The following is a 20229-nucleotide window of genomic DNA, read 5'->3' as shown; positions in this document are numbered from 1 at the left end:
GTCCGTGAGTATCCGACCTGTTACGGAGCGGTGCGCCCGCCGCGCTTTCACCGTGCGCGACGCGTGGACGTGGCTCAAGCACGGCAACCGCCGCTGGGCGGCCGGGACTCCCGGCCGGGCCGGGCAGGACGTGGAGCGGCGGCGGCAGGTGGCGCGGGCGCAGGCGCCGTTCGCGGTGGTGCTGTCGTGCGTCGACTCGCGGGTGCCGCCCGAGGTGGTGTTCGACGCCGGGCTCGGCGACCTGCTCGTCGTCCGCACCGCCGCGCACACGCTCGACCCGCTGGTCAGGGCCGCCGTCCAGTACGGCCCGCACGCGCTGGGCGCGCCGCTCGTGCTGGTGCTCGGGCATCAGCGCTGCGGCGCGGTGACGGCGGCGGCGACGGCCCTGCGCGAGCGCGCCACGCTGCCGGGGGAGCTGCCCGCCGTCGTGGCGGCGCTGGCGGGCGCGTACGAGAGCTCGGGTGGCGACGTGGCCGCGATGACGCGCGCCCACACCGCCGCCACGGTGCGGGAGTTGCGCGACGACCCGCTGCTGCGCGGGCGCGCGACGGTCCTGGGCGCCCACTACTGCCTCGACACGGGCCTGGTCAGCCGCGTCGTCTGACGCACGCCGCCGCCGCTGCCCGGGTGAAACTTTCACCCGGGCGGGGGAGAGAGCGCCAGGTGAGGCAGGGGGCCGGTGGCGAGGGGGATTCCTGTCGTTGACGCGGGGCCGGACCTCGGATGTACTCCGGCACATCGGGCCCCTCGGAGGGGCGCTCTGCGGTACCGAATGTTAGCGCTAACAGCGCAAGTCGGAGGAGGACAACCGGTGAGATCCGCCCTGCGCACGCTTCTGTGTGCCGTCGGCCTGCTGCTTCCGGCCGTGCTGTTCCCGTCGGCGGCCGGAGCCGACAACCCGATCGTGCAGACCATCTACACGGCCGACCCCGCGCCACTCGTCCACGACGGCCGGGTCTACGTCTACACCGGACACGACGAGGACGGCTCCACGTACTTCACCATGCGGGACTGGCGTGTCTACTCCTCCTCGGACATGGCCAACTGGACGGACCACGGCTCGCCCCTGAGCCTGGCCACCTTCGCCTGGGCCGACGCCAACGCCTGGGCGGGTCACGTCACCCACCGCAACGGCCGCTTCTACTGGTACGTGCCGGTCCGCGACCGTGCCAGCGGCTCGATGGCCATCGGCGTCGCGGTCGCCGACAGCCCGACCGGGCCCTTCCGGGATGCCATCGGGCGCCCGCTGGTCAACAACGGCGAGATCGACCCCAACGTCCTCATCGACGACAACGGCCAGGCCTACCTGTACTGGGGCAACCCCCGCCTCTGGTACGTCCGGCTGAACACGGACATGATCTCCTACTCCGGCAGCCCCACCCAGATCCCCCTCACCACCGCGGGCTACGGCACGCGCACCGGCAACGCCGCCCGCCCGACCCTCTACGAGGAAGCCCCCTGGGTCTTCAAGCGCAACGGCCTGTACTACAACGTGTTCGCTGCCGAATGCTGCTCCGAGTTCATCGCCTACTCGACGGCGCCCACCGCCACCGGCCCCTGGACCTACCGGGGAACGATCATGCCCAGGCAGGGGAGCAGCTTCACCAACCACGCCGGGATCGTCGACTTCGCCGGCGGGTCGTACTTCTTCTACCACAACGGCGCCCTCCCCGGCGGAGGCGGTTTCACCAGGTCGGTGGCCGTGGAGAAGTTCACGTACAACGCCGACGGCACCATCCCCGTCATCAACATGACCACCGCCGGGCCGCCGCAGATCGGCACCCTCGACCCGTTCGTCCGGCAGGAGGCCGAGACCATGGCCTGGTCCTCCGGGGTCGAGACCGAACCCTCCGAGGAAGGCGGCCTGAACGTGGGCTTCATCGAGAACGGCGACCACCTCAAGGTCAAGGGCGTCGCCTTCGGCAACGGCGCCTCCTCCTTCACCGCCCGCGTCGCCTCGGCCACCAGCGGGGGCCGGATCGAGCTGCGGCTCGGCAGCGCCACCGGCGCCCTCGTGGGCACCTGCGCCGTCACCGGCACCGGCGGGTGGCAGAACTGGGCCTCGGTCACCTGCCCGGTGTCCGGGGCGACCGGCACCCATGACCTCTACCTCCGGTTCGCCGGCGGCAGCGGCTACCTGCTCAACCTCGGCTGGTGGCAGTTCACGCCGATCGGCGGCAGCGGCGCCGAGCTGCTGACGAACGGCGGCATGGAGGACGGCACGACGGGCTGGACCACCTCCGGAGGCACCCTGACCTCCGCCGCCGACGTCGCCCGCACGGGCAGCCGGTCCCTGCTCAACTCCGGCCGTACCGCGGCCTGGAACGGCCCCCACCAGAGCCTGACCGGGCGGCTCGCCAACGGCAGGAGCTACACCACGAGCGTCTGGGTGCGGTCGCAGAGCGGAACCCCCAGCGCGAAGGCGACCCTGGCGGTCACGGCGAACGGCGCCACGAACTACCACCAGCTCACCCCGGCGCGAACCGTCGGCGCGAACGGCTGGACCCAGCTCACCGGCACCACGACCGTCTCCTGGACCGGAACGCTGACCGGCGCCTCCTTCTACGTCGAGACCGTCGCGGGGACCGACGGCCTCTACGTCGACGACGCCTCCTTCCGGTGACCTGGCGGAAGGACCGACCCCGCCCCTTCGACCCCCGAGGTGAGACATCGATGGACAGGAACCGAACGCGCCTCCCCCTGGTCCACGCCGCCGCCGCCATCCTGGCCCTGGCGACTGCAGTCGTGGCGGTCGGCCCGGCCACGCCCGCGCGGGCGCTGGACAACGGCGTGGGCCGCACCCCGCCGATGGGATGGAACACCTGGAACACCTTCGGCTGCAACATCAACGAGACGCTGATCAAGCAGACGGCCGACGCGCTGGTCAGCTCCGGCATGCGTGACCTGGGATACCAGTACGTCGTGGTCGACGACTGCTGGTTCGACCCGGCCCGTGACTCCGCCGGAAACCTGCGGGCCAACCCGTCCCGGTTCCCGAGCGGCATGAAGGCGCTCGGCGACTACCTGCACGCCAGGAACCTGAAGTTCGGCCTCTACCAGGCGCCCCTGGACCGGACCTGCGCCCAGTACTTCGGCTCCTACCCGGGGGCGACCGGGAGCCTCGGCCACGAGGTCCAGGACGCCCGGCAGTTCGCCGCCTGGGGCGTCGACTACCTCAAGTACGACTGGTGCTCGCCCACCGGCACCATCGACGACCAGGTGCGCACCTTCGCCAAGATGCGGGACGCCCTGGCCGCCACCGGCCGGCCGATCCTCTACAGCATCAACCCCAACAGCATTCACGAGAAGACCGGCCCGCGCCGCGACTGGGGCGACGTGGCCAACATCTGGCGTACGACCGAGGACATCACCAACGCCTGGAACACGGGCCAGACCAACGGCTACCCGATGGGCATCCAGAACATCGTCGACGTCAACGTCCCCCTCGCGGGCAACGCCCGGCCGGGGCAGTTCAACGACCCCGACATGATGGTCGTCGGCCGGGGCGGCATGAACGACACCGAGATGCGCAGCCACTTCGCCCTGTGGGCCGTCATGGCCGCCCCGCTGATCGCCGGGAACGACGTCCGGAACATGGACGCCGCCACCGCGACGATCATGAAGAATCAGAACCTGATCGCCGTCAACCAGGACCCGCTCGGCCTGCAGGCCACTCAGGTCAGCCACGACGGAACCCGCCGCGTGCTGGCCAAGCGGCTCAGCAACGGCGACGTCGCGGTGGCGCTGTTCAACCAGGGCGGCGCCACCACCACGATCAGCACCACCGCCTCCGCCGTCGGCCTGACCGGCGGCCCGTTCACGCTCCGCGACGCCTGGACGAACGCCGTCACCACGACCACCGGGACCATCTCGGCGAGCGTCCCGCCCCACGGCACCGCCGTGTTCCGGGTCAGCGGCGGCACCCCCGCGCCGCCCGCCACCCGGATCCAGGGCGCCGGTTCCGGCAGGTGCCTGGACGTGTCCGGCGCGTCCCAGGTCAGCGGCACCCAGGTGGTGATCTGGGACTGCCACCACCAGAGCAACCAGCAGTGGACCGCCACCGCCGCCGGCGAACTGCGCGTCTACGGCGGCAAGTGCCTGGACGTCGACAGGGCCGCCACCGCCGACGGCACCGGCGTCATCATCTGGGACTGCAACGGTCAGAGCAACCAGAAATGGCGCTTCAACGCCGACGGCAGCATCACCGCCGTCGGCGCGGGCAAGTGCCTGGACGTGTCCGGCAACGCCACGGCCAACGGCGCCAGGCTCCAGATCTGGTCCTGTAGCGGGGCGCCCAACCAGCGATGGACCCGCCTGTGAGGCCCGGGGCGGCGCTAGCCGAGCTTCTTCACCGCCTCGACGGCCTGGTCGACCTGCTCGGGGGTGGTGACGATGCTGGTGCCGAACCGCAACAGCGGCGGGTCGTACGGGGTGAGGCTCGTGTCGATCATGCCGGCGCGCAGCCGCTGCATCGCCTCCCCGGGCTGCATGCCGTCGACCGAGACGCACACCAGGCCGGCCGAGAGCGCGGGGTCGGCGGGGGTGGCGAGCGTGACGTGCGGCAGACCGGCCAGGCCGGCCTTGAGCCGGGTGGCCAGCTCCTGGGTGCGCCGCTGGATCCGGTCCAGGCCGATGACCTCCTGGAACCCGAACGCCGCCGGCATCGCCCACCGGTGCTCGAACGCCTTGTAGCCGCCCGGGGTCGCCAGGCGGGCGTCGGTGCGCGCGGGCGGCTCGCCGGTGCGCCACGCCTCGAACGCGCCCTGGCTGAAGGCCGGGATGACGGGGTCGAGCGCGTCCCAGGCGCGGCCCCACACGATGCCGGTGCCGCGCGGCCCGAACAGCCACTTGTGCGTGCCGCTGACCAGGAAGTCGCAGCCGAGCTCGGCCACGCCGTCGGCCATCGCGCCGAAGCCGTGCACGCCGTCGACGCACAGCAGCGCCCGGTCGTGTTCGTCGCGTGACCGGTTGACGTCGGCGAGCATGTCGGCGATCTCCCGGACGGGCAGGCGGACGCCGGTGCTCGAATGCACCCAGGTGATCGCGACGATCCGGGTACGGTCGCGCAGGCCCTCCCTGATCGCGGTGACGATCCGGCCGGCCGACGCCCGCGCCGGGTCGTCGTACAGCCTGACCCGGCGCACCTCGGCCCCCGTGCGCCGGGCGAGCAGGCGCAGGCCCTCGTGGGTGGCCAGGAAGTCGTGCTCGGTGGTGAGCACGTCCTGGCCCTCGCGCAGCCGCAGGCCGGAGTAGAGCAGGCCGAGGCCCATCGTGGTGCTGTCGGTCAGCGCGATGCCGGACGGCTCGGCGCCCAGGTGGCGGGCGGCGGCCGCGCGGATCGCCTCGTCGGGGTCGCCGCCGTCCGGCAGGTAGTGCGGGTTTCGGTCCAGGGCGTCGCGGTGCTTCTGGACGGCTTCGCGGACCATCGCCGGGGCGGGTGCCAGGATGAACGCCGCGAACTGCGCGTACTTGGGGTCGAGCGCGAACTGGGCGCGTACGGACTCCCAGTCCTGAGGGTCGAAAGGCGGCGCGGAACCCCCGGCGGACCCCCCGGCGGAGGCTCCAGCGGAGGGAGGCGGAGCGGCAGGGGAGGCAGCAGGGGAGGACGTGCAGGCGGCCACGCTCGCCAGCACTCCCGCGCCGAGCAGGGCCCGTCTGTTCAGCCGAGGAGTCACGCCCTCTTCCTATCCCGGCCCCGCGGCCGTGCCCAGCTCCGGGACCGAGTCGTTACGCGCGCATCGCCGCCACCTCGCGGATCAGGTCCGACACGCGGACGATGCCCAGGCAGCGGCTCAGCTCGTCGGTCACCACCAGGTCGTCGTAGACGCGCAGCGCGTCGCGGCCGGCCGCCTGCATGGCCGCCACCGCCGGGGTGGTCTTCGGCACCGTGCGCGGCGGGTCGGCCAGCCGCTGCGCGGGCTTAGAGCCGTGCAGGGCGTGCCCGTAGCGGGAGGCGATCGACAGCAGGAACCGGCTGCGGTCCAGGCTGCCCTTGGGCCGCTGGTACTCGTCCACCAGGATGACGCTGGTGATCGTCGGCTCGTGCCCGAACGCCTCCACCGCCTCCTCCGCGGTCGCCGCCACCGGCAGCGTCACCGCGGGCAGCAGCAGCTCCTGCACGCGCGGCCCGAGCATGACGGCCGCGGGGGAGTCGTCGGCGGGCGGCAGCGGCACCCGCACCCGGCCGTCCGGGCCGGGCGCGAGCAGCGGCCCGTGCGCCAGCCGCACCCCCCACCCGCGTGCCGCCTCCAGCTGCGCCGGGTCCTCCACGCCGGGGGCCAGCACGTGCGCGCCGACGCCGCGCGCCAGCGCCGTCAGCCCCTGCGCCACCGCCGCCGCCCGGTGGTCGCGCGGCGCCCGCGCGATCAGGTCGGGGGCCATCGCCACCAGGTACGGGGCCGTGTCGGCGATGAGGTCGAGCGGCACGCTCTCCGCCCCGGCGCCGCCGAAGCCGAGCAGGTAGCCGAGGTTGCGCAGCCCGTCCAGCGCCACCTTCAGCACCGGCCGGTCGGTCACCGCGCACGGCCCCGACAGCAGCAGGATCGCCTCGCGCGGATGCCTCCGGGCGCGGCGCAGCGCCTCGTGCAGCGGGACGAGCGCCCCGGCGCCCGACAGCACCACCCGCATGGGCAGCTCCAGCACCATCGGAAGCGGCGCGGCCCGCAGCTGGCCCGAGGCGTCCAGAAGCGCGGGGTAGGCGATGACCGATCCGGTGTCGAGGTCCACGACAGGGCCGGTGAGCAGGGAGGACACGTTGAGATGATGGTGTCACCCGAGCACGCGGGGAAGGGCGGTGCGGCGAAGTTCACCGACATTTCTCGCGGTATTTCCCACCCGCTCGAAGGGGAATGCCGTTCGGGTCTACGCTGGTCCCGTGACACCCGAACACACGCGCGACGTGCCGGCGAGCCGCGATCTGCCGCGGCGGATCGCCTGGGGGGCGCCGGCCCTGTTCCTGGCGGCGTTCGCCGTGTTCGAGAGCGTCAAGTACGGCCTGCCGACGACGGCCGCGGCGCTGGCGTTCTTCGCGCTGCCGAGCCTGGCGGGGCTCGCCGGGGCCCGCCCGCCCGGCCTCGTCCACCAGGCCGTGCACCGCGTGTGGTTCCCGCTGGCGGTGCTGGTCGGCTACACGTTCGGGCCTGTCGTGTGGCCGCCGCTGTTCACCGCCGGGCTCGGCTGGCTGACCCGCATCGCCGTCGACCGGACCTTCGGCCGCGGCCTGGGCCACGATTCGGGCCGCGATCCGAGCCACAGCAGGGCGGCGGCGGACGGCGACGTGCCCGCGTGAGGGCCCGGCCGGCGAAGGGCGGCGGCCGCTGGGTGAGCGTGCCGCCGGAGCGGGTGCACCCGTGGATCGACGGGTTCGCCGGACGTCACGGGCCGTTCGAGGCGACCGGCGACGAGCGGGTGGTCCGGCTCACGGCGGCCGACGGGGCGGTGGCCGAGCTGCACGTGCCGTTCCCGCCGATGCGCCCGGGGCCGCCGCACGTCACCCGGCTGGCCGGGCATGCGCGGGAGGACCGCCGGGTGGGCGTGGTGCTGGTGCGGCTCGGCGGCTACGCGGCCGGGGTGTTCCACGGGGGCGAGCTGGTCGCCTCCAAGGTCGGCTCACGGCTGGTCCAGGGCCGCACGGCGGCGGGCGGCTGGTCGCAGCAGCGGTTCGCCAGACGCCGCGAGAACCAGGCGGGCAAGGCGTTCGAGGCGGCGGCCGAGACGGCGCTGCGCGTGCTGACGCCGCACCTCGGCGAGCTGGAGGCGGTGGTGTTCGGCGGTGACCGCAAGGCGGTCGACGCGCTGCGCGCCGACCGCAGGCTCGCGCCGCTGTTCGCGCTGGAGTCGGAGCCGTTCCTGGACGTGCCGGACCCCAGGCTGGCCGTCCTCCGCGACACCCCAGGCCAGTTCCGCGCCGTCCGCATCCTGATCACCGACCCGGCCTGACCTCCCGCCCGGCCCGCCCGGCCCGCCCGGCCCGCCCGGTCCGCCGGGTGTCAGGCGAAGGCGGCCGCGTGCTCGGCGGCGAAGGCGGCCAGCGTGCGGGGCGGGCGGCCGGTGAGGTCGCGGACCGCCGTGCTCAGCGACCACCAGTCCGTACGCCCCATGTCCCTCATCATGGCGGCCAGCGCGCCCGCGGCCGGCTCCGGCAGGCCCCGCGCGACCAGGTGGGCGGTCATCTCGGGCACCGGCAGGTCCACGTAGGCGACCGGCTTCCCGGCGGCGGCGCTGATCACGGCGGCGATCTCCGCGTGCGTGTACGACTCCGGCCCGGTCAGCTCGTGGACCGCCGAGGGCCCCACCGGGGCGGTCAGCAGCGCGGCGGCGACGGCCGCGACGTCGCGGGTGTCGATGTAGTTGACCCGGGCCTCCCCGTACGAGCCGTGGAAGCGGCCGTCGCGCACCTCGCCCGGCAGGTTCTGCATGAACCCGCTCGGCCGCAGGATCGCGTACGGGACGCCGCACGCCCGCAGGTGGTCGTCGATGCGCCCGTGCGGGTCGGCGCCGAGCGGCCCGCCGGGCCGGGCGCCCCGGACGGAGACGGACACGATCTGGGCCACGCCCGCCTCGGCGGCCAGGTCGACGACGGCGCGCTGGGCGTCGGCGACGCCGGGCCAGAGGGAGCTGTTGAGGAACAGCCGGTCGCCGGGGGACAGCAGCCCGCCGATCGTCTCGGGGCGCTCGAAGTCGGCCACGGCCTCCGCGCACGCGAGCCCGGCCGGGCGGCGGACGACGGCCACGACCTCCTCGCGGGGCAGCAGCCCGGTCAGGGCCCTGCCGATGGAACCGGTCGCGCCGGTGACCACGATCACGGCAACCTCCTAAGTGGACGATGAGATTCCGCTTGGACCGTACCGTAACCGGAATCGCATCGTCCACTTGTCTCCCGGTACGCTGGGCGTCGTGCGTGCGGACGCCAGGCGCAACCTGGCCAAGATCGTCGAGGCGGCGGCCTCCGTGATGGCCGAGCGCGGCACCGGAGCCCCGATGGAGCTCATCGCCCGTCGCGCGGGCGTCGGCGTCGGCACGCTCTACCGGCGCTTCCCCGACCGGGAGGCGCTCGTGGCGGCCGTGGCCGAGCACTACGTCGGCTCGCTGGCCGAGGCGCTCGAGCGGGCCGCCGCCGAGGCGCCCGACGCCTGGCAGGGGGTGCGCGCGTTCGCGCTGTGGGCGGCCGACCCGGGGCGCGGCGCGCTCGCCGCCGCGCTCGCCGAGCTGCCGGACGGGACGTACGAGGATCAGGACGGGTTCATCCGCGCCCGCGCCCGCTGGCTGGAGCGGCTCGACGCGCTGGTGCGCCGGGCCCAGGCCGACGGCGTCATGCGCGGCGACGTCGGCGCCGCCGACGTGGTGGCCGCGCTCAACCTGTTCGCCTGCCATCCGGAGGCGCTGCCGCCGCACGTGGCGGCCCGCCCGGACTGGTTCCTGGGCCTGATGCTCGACGGGATGACGGCCTGAGCCGGTCTTTGAGACGATTCAAAACAATCTTGATTGCCGCTATGCTGGGGCGCGTCACAGCGGCACGGCCTCGTGAGGATCAATGGGGACCAGGAGCATCAAGGAGGTCGCGCAGCTGGCGCGGGTCTCGGTCGGCACCGTGAGCAACGTGCTCAACCGGCCCGAGATCGTCTCGCCCGCCACGCGGGAGCGGGTCTTCCAGGCGATCCGCGAGCTGGGCTTCGTCCGCAACGAGGTGGCCCGCCACCTGCGCGTCGGCCGCAGCCGCACGGTCGGGCTGGTCGTGCTGGACGTGTCCAACCCGTTCTTCGCCGACGTCGCGCAGGGCGCCGAGGGCCCGGCCGACGAGCACGACACGATGGTCGTGCTGTGCAACAGCGGCGCCGACCCGGTCCGCGAGCGCCGCCATCTCGACCAGCTCGAACAGCAGCGCGTGCTCGGCATCCTCATCACCCCCGTCGACGCCGCCAGCCCCCGCCTCACCGAGCTGGCCGCCCGGGGCACGCCCGTGGTGCTGGTCGACAGCGCCGCCTCCGGCGCCCAGTGCTCGGTGGCGGTCGACGACCGGCTCGGCGGCCGGATCGCCGGGGAGCACCTGATCGAGCGCGGGCACCGGCGCATCGCGTTCATCGGCGGGCCGCCGTCGATCAAACAGGTCGCCGACCGCCACGCGGGCGTCATGAGCGCCGTCGAGGCCGCCGGCGACGGCGTCGAGCTGGTCGCGTGCGCGATGCCCACGCTGAGCTTCGACACCGGCAGGCGGGCGGGCGAGCGGCTGGCCGCGATGCCGCCCGGCGAGCGCCCCACGGCGGCCTTCTGCGCCAACGACGTGGTGGCGCTGGGCTTCCTCCAGGCCATGGCGGCCCACGGGCTGCGGGTGCCCGCCGACATGGCCATCGTCGGCTACGACGACATCGAGTTCGCGGCGGCGGCGGCCGTGCCGCTGTCGTCGGTGCGCCAGCCGCGCGAGCTGCTCGGCCGCACCGCGATCGAGCTGCTGCTGGAGGAGGTCACCGAGTCTGAGCGGCACCGCCACCGGCAGGTCATCTTCCAGCCCGACCTGGTCGTGCGGGCGTCCAGCGAGCCGCGCCGGGGTGGGTGAGGTCCCGGCGGTTTGAGTCGATTCAACAGCCGTCTCGTGGTGACGTGCGAGGTAGCTCGCCGTCCTGGGCGGCGGTGATCATCCGAGCCCGTCATAACTCTTGGTCAGGGCCCTACACTGATCTGTATGCACACTCCCGATTGACCGGCGTCGCACGCCTTCTGAAATCCCTCGTTTCCCTAGCTCGGGAGTGCTGAGCCAACCATGATCATTGCTAGTGACATCGAACTGCGCGCCGGTTCGCGGCTGCTCATCGAGAGCGCGTCCTTCCGGGTCAACCCCGGCGACAAGATCGGTCTGGTCGGCCGCAACGGCGCCGGCAAGACCACCCTCACCAAGGTGCTGGCCGGTGAGGCGCTGCCCGCCGCGGGCGGCGTCACCACCAGCGGCAGCGTCGGCTACCTGCCGCAGGACCCGCGCACCGGTGACCTCCAGGTGCTGGCCCGCGACCGCATCCTGTCCGCCCGCGGGCTGGACGAGGTGATCCGCAAGCTGCGCCAGGCCGAGCTCGGCATGTCCTCCGCCGACGACCGCACCCGGGAGAAGGCGGTGCGGCAGTACGGCCGGCTGGAGGACCAGATGCACGTGCTGGGCGGCTACGCGGCCGAGTCGGAGGCCGCCTCCATCGCCTCCAGCCTCGGCCTGCCCGACCGCGTGCTGGGGCAGCCGCTGGAAACGCTTTCCGGCGGTCAGCGCAGACGTGTGGAATTGGCGCGAATTCTTTTCAGCGGAGCGGAAACTCTCCTACTCGATGAGCCGACAAACCACCTAGATGCGGACTCAATCGGGTGGCTTCGTGATTTTTTGCGATCCCATCAGGGCGGCTTGGTGATCATCAGCCACGACGTCCAGCTTCTTGAAGCCACGGTCAACAAGGTCCTGCACCTGGACGCCAACCGGTGCGTCATCGACCACTACAACGTCGGCTGGAAGGCCTACCTGGCCCAGCGCGAGACCGACGAGAAGCGCCGCAAGCGCGAGCGGGCCAACGCCGAGAAGCAGGCCGGCGCGCTGCTCGCGCAGGCCGACAAGATGCGCGCCAAGGCGACCAAGGCCAAGGCCGCCCAGGACATGATGCGCCGCGCCCACCGGCTGCTGGCCGGCACCGAGGAGGAGCGCAAGGGCGACAAGGTCGCCAAGCTCCGCTTCCCCGAGCCGCAGCCGTGCGGGCGCACCCCGCTCATGGCCGAGGGCCTGTCGAAGTCGTACGGGTCCCTGGAGGTCTTCACGGACGTCGACGTGGCCATCGACCGAGGTCACCGGGTCGTCATCCTCGGACTCAACGGCGCGGGCAAGACCACGCTGCTGCGCCTGCTCGGCGGGATCGAGGAGCCCGACACCGGCGCGATCAAGCCCGGCCACGGCCTCAAGATCGGCTATTACGCCCAGGAGCACGAGACGCTCGACGGCTCCCGCACCCTCCTGGAGAACATGCGCTCGGCGGGCGGCACGTTCACCGACACCGAGTTGCGCAAGGTTCTCGGCTCGTTCCTGTTCACCGGCGACGACGTCGACAAGCCGGCCTCGGTGCTCTCCGGTGGCGAGAAGACCCGGCTGGCGCTGGCCATCCTGGTGCTGTCGAGCGCCAACGTCCTGCTGCTCGACGAGCCCACGAACAACCTCGACCCGGTCAGCCGCGAGCAGGTTCTGGAGGCTCTGAGGTCGTATTCAGGAGCGATCGTCCTGGTTACCCATGACGAGGGTGCCGTTGATGCCCTTTCACCGGATAGGGTGATCTTGCTGCCAGACGGAACTGAAGACGCGTGGAGCGAGGAATTTTCCGATCTTGTGGCACTTGCCTGATCTTAATTTGGGTGGGTACGGATCTTTTCCCGTGGAGTAGGTAGCCGATCCCGCTGAAATGACTGATCATGGCGGAGTAACGCTGCGGAAGTCCGGCACTACAGGAGGTACTCGTGGCCGAGACACTGAAGAAGGGCACCCGGGTCACCGGGGCCGATCGTGAAAAACTGGCCGGCGATCTCAAGAAGCGCTATGCCGCGGGTGAGAGCATCCGCGCCCTGGCCGCTTCTACCGGCCGGTCCTACGGGTTCATCCACCGCATCCTGAGCGAGTCCGGCGTGACTCTGCGCGGGCGCGGCGGGGCGACCCGAGGCAAGTCCAAGCGCTGACGGCCGCCTCGGAACGTGCGTCCGCAGCCGCCCGTTCCTAGTCAGCCGCCGTCGCGCCCGAGCCAGAATCATATTCTGTAAGCTCGGGCGCGACGGTAAGCCGACGAGGGAGCAGGCGATGGCGGAAGCGAAGGCGCAACGACAGCGCGGGGGGAATGCGGAGGACGTCTCTGCCGCCACACTGGCGGAGGCCGGTCTGCGCTTCGAGGTGGACGGTGAGATAGCGACGATCACGCTGGACCGGCCGGACAAGCGGAACGCCCAGACGTCCGCGATGTGGTCGGGTCTGGCTCGCATCGGCGACAGCCTGCCGGAGCAGGTGCGCGTGGTCGTGGTGAAAGGTGAGGGACCGTCCTTCTCGGCAGGGATCGACCTGCGCATGTTCACACCTGAGGGGGTGCCCGGACAGGGCTCGTTCAGTTCGGCGGCGCGGCTCGACAGCACCTCGTTCGAGCAGCGGCTGAAGGAGGCCCAGCAGGGATTCCTGTGGCTACGCCGCCCCGAGATCGTTTCCATCGCGGCCGTGCAGGGCCACGCGATCGGCGCGGGATTCCAGCTCGCGCTCGCCTGTGACCTGCGGATCGTGGCCGACGATGTCAAGTTCTGCATGAAAGAGCCCGCACTGGGGCTGGTGCCCGATCTGACCGGCACCAAGCCGCTGGTCGAGCTGGTCGGCCTGGCCAAGGCGATCGACATCTGCCTGACCGCCAGGACCGTGGAAGCCGAAGAAGCCTCGCGCATCGGCCTGGCCGAGCTGGTGGTCGCCGGGGGCGACCTGGCCGGGGCCGTACAAGACAAGATCGCGCAACTGCTGTCCACCAACCGTGACGCGGCCGCCGCGACCAAGCGACTCCTCCAGGGCGCGCGCTCGCGCACCCTGGAGGAGCAGGCCGCCGCCGAAGGCGCCGAACAGGCCCTCCGCCTGCGTGCCCTCTTCGGCGACACCCCCGCCTGACCCACCGACCCCCCTTGCACCCGGCCGTCACACCCGCCTGACGCCAGGGGAACACCCTGTACGCCCCCGGGCCGCCGAGGGCCGCCACCTGGGGTACGCCCATGCCCCTTCACCTGGGGTGACGCCCCCGCCCCGTCGTTCTTAGGGTGGGGCGCCACCCCCACTGGGTGCCACGCCGCTGGGTGGCTCGCCCCTGCTGGGGCTGCGGCGGTGTGGTCCGCGGGGGTGCCCAAGGTGGGGGGTTCTCCTGGGGTGCGGGGGGCTTCGGGGTGGGCGGTTTCGCGGTGAGCGGATGTGGGAATCGGGGGGCCGTCCGGGGGCGCTCTGCTGGGGGAGGAGGGCTGCCTGATGGCCATGATGGGCGGAGGCTTCGGGCCTCAGGTGTGGGCGTCGCTGCGACGCGACGGCGACGTGACCAAGCAGCGGCTCGCGCCGGGCACGGTGCGGCGCATCGCGGGCTACGCGCGGCCGTACACCAAGCAGATCACCGCGTTCCTGGCGCTGGTCGTGGCGGGGGCGGTGATCGTGATCGCCAATCCGCTGCTGATGAAGGCGATCATCGATGACGGCATCCTGCCGAAGCGGCCCGGCGTGGTGGTGGGGCTGGCGGTGGCGATCGCCGCGCTGGCGCTGGTGGACGCGGGGCTGACGCTGGTGCAGCGGTGGTTCTCGGCGCGCGTGGGCGAGGGGCTGATCTACGACCTGCGCACCGAGGTGTTCGACCATGTGCAGCGGATGCCGGTGGCGTTCTTCATGCGCGCGCAGACCGGCGCGCTGGTGTCGCGGCTCAACACGGACGTGATCGGCGCGCAGCGGGCGCTGACGAGCACGCTGTCGTCGGTGGTGTCCAACGTCGTCAGCCTGGTCCTGGTGCTGGGCGCGATGCTGGTGCTGTCGTGGCAGGTGACGCTGGTCGCGCTGGTGCTGCTGCCGATCTTCATCGTGCCGGCCAAGTGGGTGGGCCGCCGCATGTCGGCGCTGACCCGTGAGCAGATGCAGCTCGACGCCGAGATGAGCTCGGTGACGACCGAGCGGTTCAACGTGGCGGGCGCGACGGTGGCCAAGCTCTACGGCAGGCCGGAGGACGACGCGCGCATGTTCGGCGGCCGGGCCGCGCGGGTGCGTGACGTCGGGGTGACGGTCGGCATGTACGGCACCGTGTTCCGGGTCGCGCTCGGCCTGGTGGCGGCGCTGGCGACCGCGCTGGTCTACGGCATCGGCGGCGTGCTGGCCGTGGGCGGGGTGTTCGAGCTGGGCACGCTGGTGGCGCTGGCGGCGCTGCTGATGCGCCTGTACGGGCCGCTGACCTCGCTGTCGAACGTGCACGTGGACGTGATGACGGCGCTGGTCAGCTTCGACCGCGTCTTCGAGATCCTGGACCTGAAGCCGATGGTGGCCGAGCGGCCGGACGCCCGCCCGCTGCCGGAGGGGCCGGTGACGGTCGAGTTCGACGACGTGCGCTTCCGCTACCCGGCCGCTGCGGAGGTGTCGCTGGCCTCGCTGGAGTCGGTGGCCCGGCAGGACACCGGCCCCTCCCAGCAGGTGCTCGACGGCGTGTCGTTCACTGCCAGGCCGGGTAGGCTGGTGGCGCTGGTCGGCCACTCGGGGGCGGGCAAGACGACGATCACCTCGCTGGTGTCGCGGCTCTACGACGTCAACGAGGGCGCGGTGCGGATCAACGGGATGGACGTGCGTGACGCCACGTTCGCCTCGCTGCGTGACACGATCGGCGTCGTCATGCAGGACTCGCACCTGTTCCACGACACGATCGGCGCCAACCTGCGCTACGCCCGTCCCGAGGCGGACGAGGAGGAGCTGTGGGCGGCGCTGCGGGCGGCGCAGATCGGCGACCTGGTGGAGTCGCTGCCCGACGGGCTCGACACGGTGGTGGGCGAGCGCGGCTACCGGCTGTCCGGCGGGGAGAAGCAGCGGCTGGCGCTGGCGCGGCTGCTGCTCAAGGCGCCGCGCGTGGTGGTGCTCGACGAGGCCACCGCGCACCTGGACTCGGAGTCGGAGGCGGCCGTCCAGCAGGCGCTCAAGACGGCGCTGGCGGGCCGCACGTCGCTGGTGATCGCGCACCGGCTGTCGACGATCCGGGAGGCGGACGAGATCCTGGTCGTGCAGGACGGCAGCATCGCCGAGCGGGGCCGGCACGAGGAGCTGCTGGAGCGCGGCGGCCTCTACGCGGAGCTCTACCGCACTCAGTTCGCCTCGTCGGGCAGCCCGTGAGCCGGTCGCGAGTCGCATCCGGAAGGTAAAGTGTGACACCGTTTGGCGGGTGAACGTGCCATTCCCAGCTTTGCAGTCAGGCGACACCGTCGCGATCGTCTCCCCGTCGGGCCCGGCCGACGCCGCCCAGCTCCGGCGGGGCGTCGAGCGCCTGGAGGGGCTCGGCCTGAAGGTGGTCGTGGGCGCCCACGCGCTGGACCGCCAGGAGCTGCCCTATCTGGCGGGCTCCGACGCCGACCGTGCCGCCGATCTGCAGGCGGCCTGGTGCGACCCGGCGGTGTCGGTGGTGTTCTGCTCCCGGGGCGGCTACGGCGCGGCCCGGCTGCTCGGGCTGCTCGACTGGGACGCCATGCGGGCCGCCGGTCCGAAGGTGCTGGTCGGCTCCAGCGACATCACCGCGCTGCACCACTCGTTCGGGGTCGAGCTGGGGGTGCCGACGCTGCACGGCCCGATGCCGGGCGGCCTGCTGCTGGGCGGCGAGGACGGGCCGGAGGCGGCGACGTGGGAGCACCTGCGGGCGGCGCTGACCGGTACGGCTTCCGCGGTGAAGGGGGAGCTGGCGCTCGCGCCGGGCCGCGCCGAGGGCGTGCTGACGGGCGGTAACCTGTCGCTGCTGGCCTCCCTGTGCGGCACCCGCCACCAGCCGTCGTTCGCGGGCCGGATCGCGCTGCTGGAGGACATCACCGAGGAGCCCTACCGGATCGACCGGATGCTCACCCAGCTCCTGCAGTCGGGGGCGTTCGAGGGCGTGCGGGGGATCGCGCTCGGCTCCTGGGTCGACTGCGGTGACCCCTACCCGGTGCTGCGCGACCGGCTGCTCCCGCTGGGGGTGCCGATCGTGGCAGGACTGCCCGTGGGGCATGGGTCTCCCCAGATGAGTGTGTGGCTTGGGGCGCTTGGGGTTATCGATACCGAATCGTGCTCGCTGGCTGGCCCGATCGGGAACGACGAACCGGCAAGGTAGGACTCACATAGGGGACGAACCGGACATTGGGGGGATGCGGCGCGTGAACTTTTTCAAACGTGACCGGGAGCCCTCGCGCCGGGCGGTCGAGGACGTCGACCTCGACTCCCTGCTCGCCCTCGTGGCCGATTCGCTCGGCTACAGCTGCCGCTTCGCCGCCGACGGCGCGTCACTGACGCTCGGCGGCGGGCGGGAGATCCTGGTCAGGCTCACCGGCCTGCGCCGCGAGGCCGGCCGCCGGGCCCGCGAGGACTGGCCGACGCTGGTCTCCGAGCACCTGGCCGGCGCCGTGGCCGCGGCCGACGAGCTGCTCGACGTGTGCGACCTCGACCAGGTCAAGCCGCTGCTGCGGACCCGCGTCGAGGCGGTGGACGAGGTCGCCGACCTGACCCGGGTGGTGGGCCGCCACCTCAACGGCGACGCGGTGGAGCTGCTCACGGTCGGCTCCCGGCCGGTGCGCCCCGAGGAGGCCGGCTGCTGGCCGCTGCCCTCCGGGCAGGCGCTGGAGCTGGCCGTCTCCAACGTCAGGCTGGACGACAAGCTGTCGGTGGAGACCATAGAGCTGTCGGGCACCCCGGTGACCCGGCTGACCGGCCGCATCCCGGCCGCCGCGACCCATCTGCGCTGGCTGGAGGACTATCTGCCGGTGCCCGCCGACGGCGCCCTGGTCGTGCTGCCCGACCCGTACACGCTGCTCGTGCACCCGGTGGACGGGATCGGCGTGGTGCGGGCGATCGAGCGGCTGAGGCTGCACGCGGCCCGCACCGGCGGGCTCAGCCCGCAGGTGCACTGGTGGCACGAGGGGCGGCTGACCCTCATCCGGGCCGACATCGTGCGGCAGCAGGGCCAGACCCGGCTGGTCGTGGCCCCGCCGCCGGAGTTCGCGCGGGTGCTGGCCCGGCTGGCCGTCTAGGGCTCGCGCGGCATCTCGTTCAGCGCCCGGGGCTCCACGCGCGGGTCGCCGCTGAGGGCGCGGGCCGCGTGGATGAGCGGGACGTGCGAGAACGCCTGCGGGAAGTTGCCCACCAGCCGGTCGTAGCGCGGGTCGTACTCCTCGGCGAGCAGGCCGAGGTCGTTGCGCAGCGCCAGCAGCCGGTCGAACAGCGCGCACGCCTCGTCGCGGCGGCCCTGCATGGCCATCACCTCCACCAGCCAGAAGCTGCACGCCAGGAACGCGCCCTCGCCGCCCGGCAGCCCGTCGACGTCGTTGTCCTCGGCCACGGGGTAGCGCAGCACGAACCCGTCGGACATCAGCTCCTTCTCGATGGCGGCCACGGTGCCGATCATGCGCGGGTCGTCCGGCGGCAGGAAGCCGATGATCGGCATGAGCAGCAGCGAGGCGTCCAGCTCGTGCGAGCCGTAGGACTGGGTGAAGGTGTTGCGGCCGGCGTCGTAGCCCTTGTCGCAGATCTCCGCGTGCACCTTGTCGCGCAGCGCCCGCCACCGGTCGACGGGGCCGGTGCGGCCGAAGTTCTCGACGTACTTGACGGCCCGGTCGAGTGCCGCCCAGCACATCATCTTGGAGTGGACGAAGTGGCGGCGCGGGCCGCGGACCTCCCACAGCCCCTCGTCAGGCTCGTCCCAGTGCTCCTCGACGTAGTTGAGCAGCTCGCGCTGGACGGCCCAGCCGCGGTCGTCGGGGGCCAGGCCGGAGGAGCGCGACAGGTAGAGGCAGCTCATGACCTCGCCGTAGACGTCGAGCTGGAGCTGGTTGACCGCCTGGTTGCCGATGCGGACCGGCCGGGAGCGCTCGTAGCCCTCCAGCCAGTCGAGCTCCAGCTCCGGCAGCCGGCGCTCGCCCGCGACCCCGTACATGATCTGCAGGTCCTGGGGGCGGCCGGCGATCGCGCGCAGCAGCCACGACCGCCAGGCTCCGGCCTCCTCCAGGTAGCCGGAGCCGATCAGGGCGTCGAGCGTCAGCGTCGCGTCGCGCAGCCAGCAGAAGCGGTAGTCCCAGTTGCGCACGCCGCCCAGGTCCTCGGGCAGCGAGGTGGTGGGGGCGGCCACGATGCCGCCGGTGGGCGCGTAGGTGAGGGCCTTCAGCGTGATCAGGGAGCGGACCACGGCCTCCCGCCAGGGGCCGTCGTAGGTGCACCGCGACACCCATTCGGCCCACATGGCCTCGGTCTCGGCGAGCTGGTTCTCGCAGTGGATCTGGGGCGGCATCGGCTCGTGCGAGGGGTGCCAGGTGAACACGAACGGCAGCCGGTCGCCCTCCTTGACCTCGAACGTGGCCACGTGGGCGTAGTCGCCGCCCTTGAGCGGCACCGGGGAGTGGAGCCAGACCGAGTCGGGGCCGCCGACCGCCTGGAGGTGGCCGTCGGTGCGGCGCATCCACGGCACGATCCGCCCGTAGTCGAAGCGCACCCGCAGCTGCGTGGACATCTCCACGGTGCCGGACACGCCCTCCACGATGCGCACCACGTCGGGGTTGACGTCACGCGCCGGCATGAAGTCGATCACCCGGACGGTGCCGGTGGGGGTGTCCCACTCGCTCTCCAGGATGAGCGTCTCGGGCCGGTAGCGGCGCCGGTCGGCCGGCCTGCGCCCGGTCGGCCCCAGCCACCAGTGGCCGTTGCGGTCGCTGCCGAGCAGGGCCGCGAAGCAGGCGGGGGAGTCGAACCTGGGCAGGCAGAGCCAGTCGATGGAGCCGTCCCTGCCGACCAGGGCGGCCGACTGCATGTCACCGATGAGCGCGTAGTCCTCGATCCGCATGTCTCGACGCTACACGCGCCGGGGCCGGTCATGTCGCGTCATGACCGGCCCCGGGGCGCGGTCACCGCAGCGGGAACCACCGGGTGAAGACCTGGGTCAGCGGGCCCACGGCGAGGGCGAACAGCAGGGTGCCGAGCCCGACCGTGCCGCCCAGCAGCCAGCCCGCCGCCAGCACGGTGATCTCGATGAGGAAGCGGCTCAGCCGGACCGACAGGCCGAGCCGGACCAGGCCGGTCATGACGCCGTCGCGCGGGCCCGCGCCCATCCCGGCGCTGATGTAGAGCACGGTGGCCAGCGCGATCGACGAGACGCCGAGCGCCACGTAGAGCCAGCCGAGCACCGGGTGGCCCGAGGAGGGGAGCAGGAGGATGGCGGCGTCGGCGAAGAGCCCCACGAAGATCACGTTGCTGATCGTGCCGAGGCCCGGCCGCTGCCGCAGCGGGATCCAGGCGAGCATCACGACCGCGCCGACGATGATGATGACGGTCCCGATGCTGAGGCCGGTCCAGCGGGCCACGCCCTGGTGGAAGACGTCCCACGGGCCGTTGCCGAGGCCGGACTCGACCTGGAGGCCGATGCCGGTGCCGTACAGGGCCAGGCCGCCGTAGAGCCGCAGCAGGCGCAGGGGCAGGGAGCCGATCGGGGTGACAGTGGCTTCGCTCATGATGGACCCAGAGTGGCA

General features: G+C 72.5%; 18 protein-coding genes. 13 read left to right on the top strand and 5 right to left on the bottom strand.

What is annotated here, in order from left to right; genetic code table 11:
* Positions 1–52 precede the first annotated feature (52 nt).
* From ACBI99_RS31635 to ACBI99_RS31625, 3 genes are all read left to right on the top strand, one after another.
* Complete coding sequence (locus ACBI99_RS31635) at positions 53–604, top strand: carbonic anhydrase (RefSeq protein WP_375074149.1); 552 nt, start codon at positions 53–55, stop codon at positions 602–604.
* Between the two features lie 207 nt (positions 605–811).
* Positions 812–2623, top strand: a complete 1812-nt coding sequence (locus ACBI99_RS31630; RefSeq protein ID WP_375074148.1) for a family 43 glycosylhydrolase — start codon at positions 812–814, stop codon at positions 2621–2623.
* A 50-nt stretch (positions 2624–2673) separates the two neighbouring features.
* On the top strand, positions 2674–4320 hold the full coding sequence (locus ACBI99_RS31625) for a lectin (protein WP_375074147.1): 1647 nt from the start codon (positions 2674–2676) through the stop codon (positions 4318–4320).
* A gap of 14 nt (positions 4321–4334) precedes the next feature.
* On the opposite strand, the gene ACBI99_RS31620 is transcribed toward ACBI99_RS31625, so the two are convergent.
* On the bottom strand, positions 4335–5675 hold the full coding sequence (locus ACBI99_RS31620) for an aminotransferase class V-fold PLP-dependent enzyme (RefSeq protein WP_357586703.1): 1341 nt from the start codon (positions 5673–5675) through the stop codon (positions 4335–4337).
* A gap of 52 nt (positions 5676–5727) precedes the next feature.
* On the bottom strand, positions 5728–6753 hold the full coding sequence (locus tag ACBI99_RS31615; RefSeq protein ID WP_308125780.1) for an EAL domain-containing protein: 1026 nt from the start codon (positions 6751–6753) through the stop codon (positions 5728–5730).
* Between the two features lie 121 nt (positions 6754–6874).
* Between ACBI99_RS31615 and ACBI99_RS31610 the strand changes: the two genes are divergently transcribed.
* A complete protein-coding gene (locus ACBI99_RS31610) occupies positions 6875–7288 on the top strand; it encodes a hypothetical protein (RefSeq protein ID WP_375074146.1) in 414 nt (137 codons plus the stop codon).
* Positions 7285–7938 (top strand): acVLRF1 family peptidyl-tRNA hydrolase, encoded by a 654-nt coding sequence (locus ACBI99_RS31605; protein ID WP_219505684.1) that lies wholly within the window; start codon positions 7285–7287, stop codon positions 7936–7938. Before ACBI99_RS31610 ends, ACBI99_RS31605 begins: the two co-directional genes overlap by 4 nt.
* Before the next feature lie 50 nt (positions 7939–7988).
* On the opposite strand, the gene ACBI99_RS31600 is transcribed toward ACBI99_RS31605, so the two are convergent.
* The gene (locus tag ACBI99_RS31600; RefSeq protein ID WP_375074145.1) at positions 7989–8804 is read right to left on the bottom strand and encodes an NAD(P)H-binding protein; all 816 of its coding nucleotides are present in this window, start codon (positions 8802–8804) and stop codon (positions 7989–7991) included.
* Between the two features lie 91 nt (positions 8805–8895).
* On the opposite strand from ACBI99_RS31600, the gene ACBI99_RS31595 reads away from it, so the two are divergent.
* The 8 genes from ACBI99_RS31595 (at position 8896) to ACBI99_RS31560 (ending at position 17745) form a co-directional block, all read left to right on the top strand.
* A complete protein-coding gene (locus ACBI99_RS31595) occupies positions 8896–9450 on the top strand; it encodes a helix-turn-helix domain-containing protein (RefSeq protein WP_357586713.1) in 555 nt (184 codons plus the stop codon).
* Between the two features lie 82 nt (positions 9451–9532).
* Positions 9533–10552, top strand: a complete 1020-nt coding sequence (locus ACBI99_RS31590; protein WP_375074144.1) for a LacI family DNA-binding transcriptional regulator — start codon at positions 9533–9535, stop codon at positions 10550–10552.
* Between the two features lie 204 nt (positions 10553–10756).
* Entirely contained in the window at positions 10757–12355 is a 1599-nt protein-coding gene (locus tag ACBI99_RS31585; protein WP_219505678.1) for an ABC-F family ATP-binding cassette domain-containing protein, read from the top strand.
* Positions 12356–12468: 113 nt separating this feature from the next.
* Positions 12469–12684, top strand: a complete 216-nt coding sequence (locus tag ACBI99_RS31580) for a helix-turn-helix domain-containing protein (protein ID WP_020547488.1) — start codon at positions 12469–12471, stop codon at positions 12682–12684.
* 118 nt (positions 12685–12802) lie between these two features.
* Complete coding sequence (locus tag ACBI99_RS31575) at positions 12803–13639, top strand: enoyl-CoA hydratase/isomerase family protein (RefSeq protein WP_357586718.1); 837 nt, start codon at positions 12803–12805, stop codon at positions 13637–13639.
* A gap of 348 nt (positions 13640–13987) precedes the next feature.
* The gene (locus ACBI99_RS31570; protein ID WP_375074143.1) at positions 13988–15868 is read left to right on the top strand and encodes an ABC transporter ATP-binding protein; all 1881 of its coding nucleotides are present in this window, start codon (positions 13988–13990) and stop codon (positions 15866–15868) included.
* 49 nt (positions 15869–15917) lie between these two features.
* A complete protein-coding gene (locus tag ACBI99_RS31565) occupies positions 15918–16832 on the top strand; it encodes an LD-carboxypeptidase (protein WP_375074142.1) in 915 nt (304 codons plus the stop codon).
* Positions 16833–16875: 43 nt separating this feature from the next.
* The gene (locus tag ACBI99_RS31560; RefSeq protein ID WP_219505671.1) at positions 16876–17745 is read left to right on the top strand and encodes a hypothetical protein; all 870 of its coding nucleotides are present in this window, start codon (positions 16876–16878) and stop codon (positions 17743–17745) included.
* Here the strand turns inward: ACBI99_RS31560 and ACBI99_RS31555 are convergent.
* Together ACBI99_RS31555 and ACBI99_RS31550 are read right to left on the bottom strand one after the other, a co-directional pair.
* A complete protein-coding gene (locus ACBI99_RS31555; protein WP_357586724.1) occupies positions 17742–19547 on the bottom strand; it encodes a glycoside hydrolase family 15 protein in 1806 nt (601 codons plus the stop codon). The two genes, ACBI99_RS31560 and ACBI99_RS31555, sit on opposite strands and share 4 nt — an antisense overlap.
* A 61-nt stretch (positions 19548–19608) precedes the next feature.
* The gene (locus ACBI99_RS31550) at positions 19609–20211 is read right to left on the bottom strand and encodes a hypothetical protein (RefSeq protein ID WP_357586726.1); all 603 of its coding nucleotides are present in this window, start codon (positions 20209–20211) and stop codon (positions 19609–19611) included.
* Positions 20212–20229: the final 18 nt, after the last annotated feature.

This window comes from Nonomuraea sp. ATR24 (assembly GCF_041950485.1).
In the GTDB taxonomy this organism is placed as follows: domain Bacteria; phylum Actinomycetota; class Actinomycetes; order Streptosporangiales; family Streptosporangiaceae; genus Nonomuraea; species Nonomuraea ceibae.
This window is presented reverse-complemented; position numbering and strand designations above follow the sequence as displayed.

Bases quoted from the DNA above. Each gene is read 5' to 3' on its own strand.
- ACBI99_RS31625 (WP_375074147.1), top strand. From the start codon at position 2,674: ATGGACAGGAACCGAACGCGCCTCCCCCTGGTCCACGCCGCCGCCGCC.
- ACBI99_RS31590 (WP_375074144.1), top strand. From the start codon at position 9,533: ATGGGGACCAGGAGCATCAAGGAGGTCGCGCAGCTGGCGCGGGTCTCG.
- ACBI99_RS31585 (WP_219505678.1), top strand. From the start codon at position 10,757: ATGATCATTGCTAGTGACATCGAACTGCGCGCCGGTTCGCGGCTGCTC.
- ACBI99_RS31575 (WP_357586718.1), top strand. From the start codon at position 12,803: ATGGCGGAAGCGAAGGCGCAACGACAGCGCGGGGGGAATGCGGAGGAC.
- ACBI99_RS31570 (WP_375074143.1), top strand. From the start codon at position 13,988: ATGGCCATGATGGGCGGAGGCTTCGGGCCTCAGGTGTGGGCGTCGCTG.
- ACBI99_RS31555 (WP_357586724.1), bottom strand. From the start codon at position 19,547: ATGCGGATCGAGGACTACGCGCTCATCGGTGACATGCAGTCGGCCGCC.
- ACBI99_RS31550 (WP_357586726.1), bottom strand. From the start codon at position 20,211: ATGAGCGAAGCCACTGTCACCCCGATCGGCTCCCTGCCCCTGCGCCTG.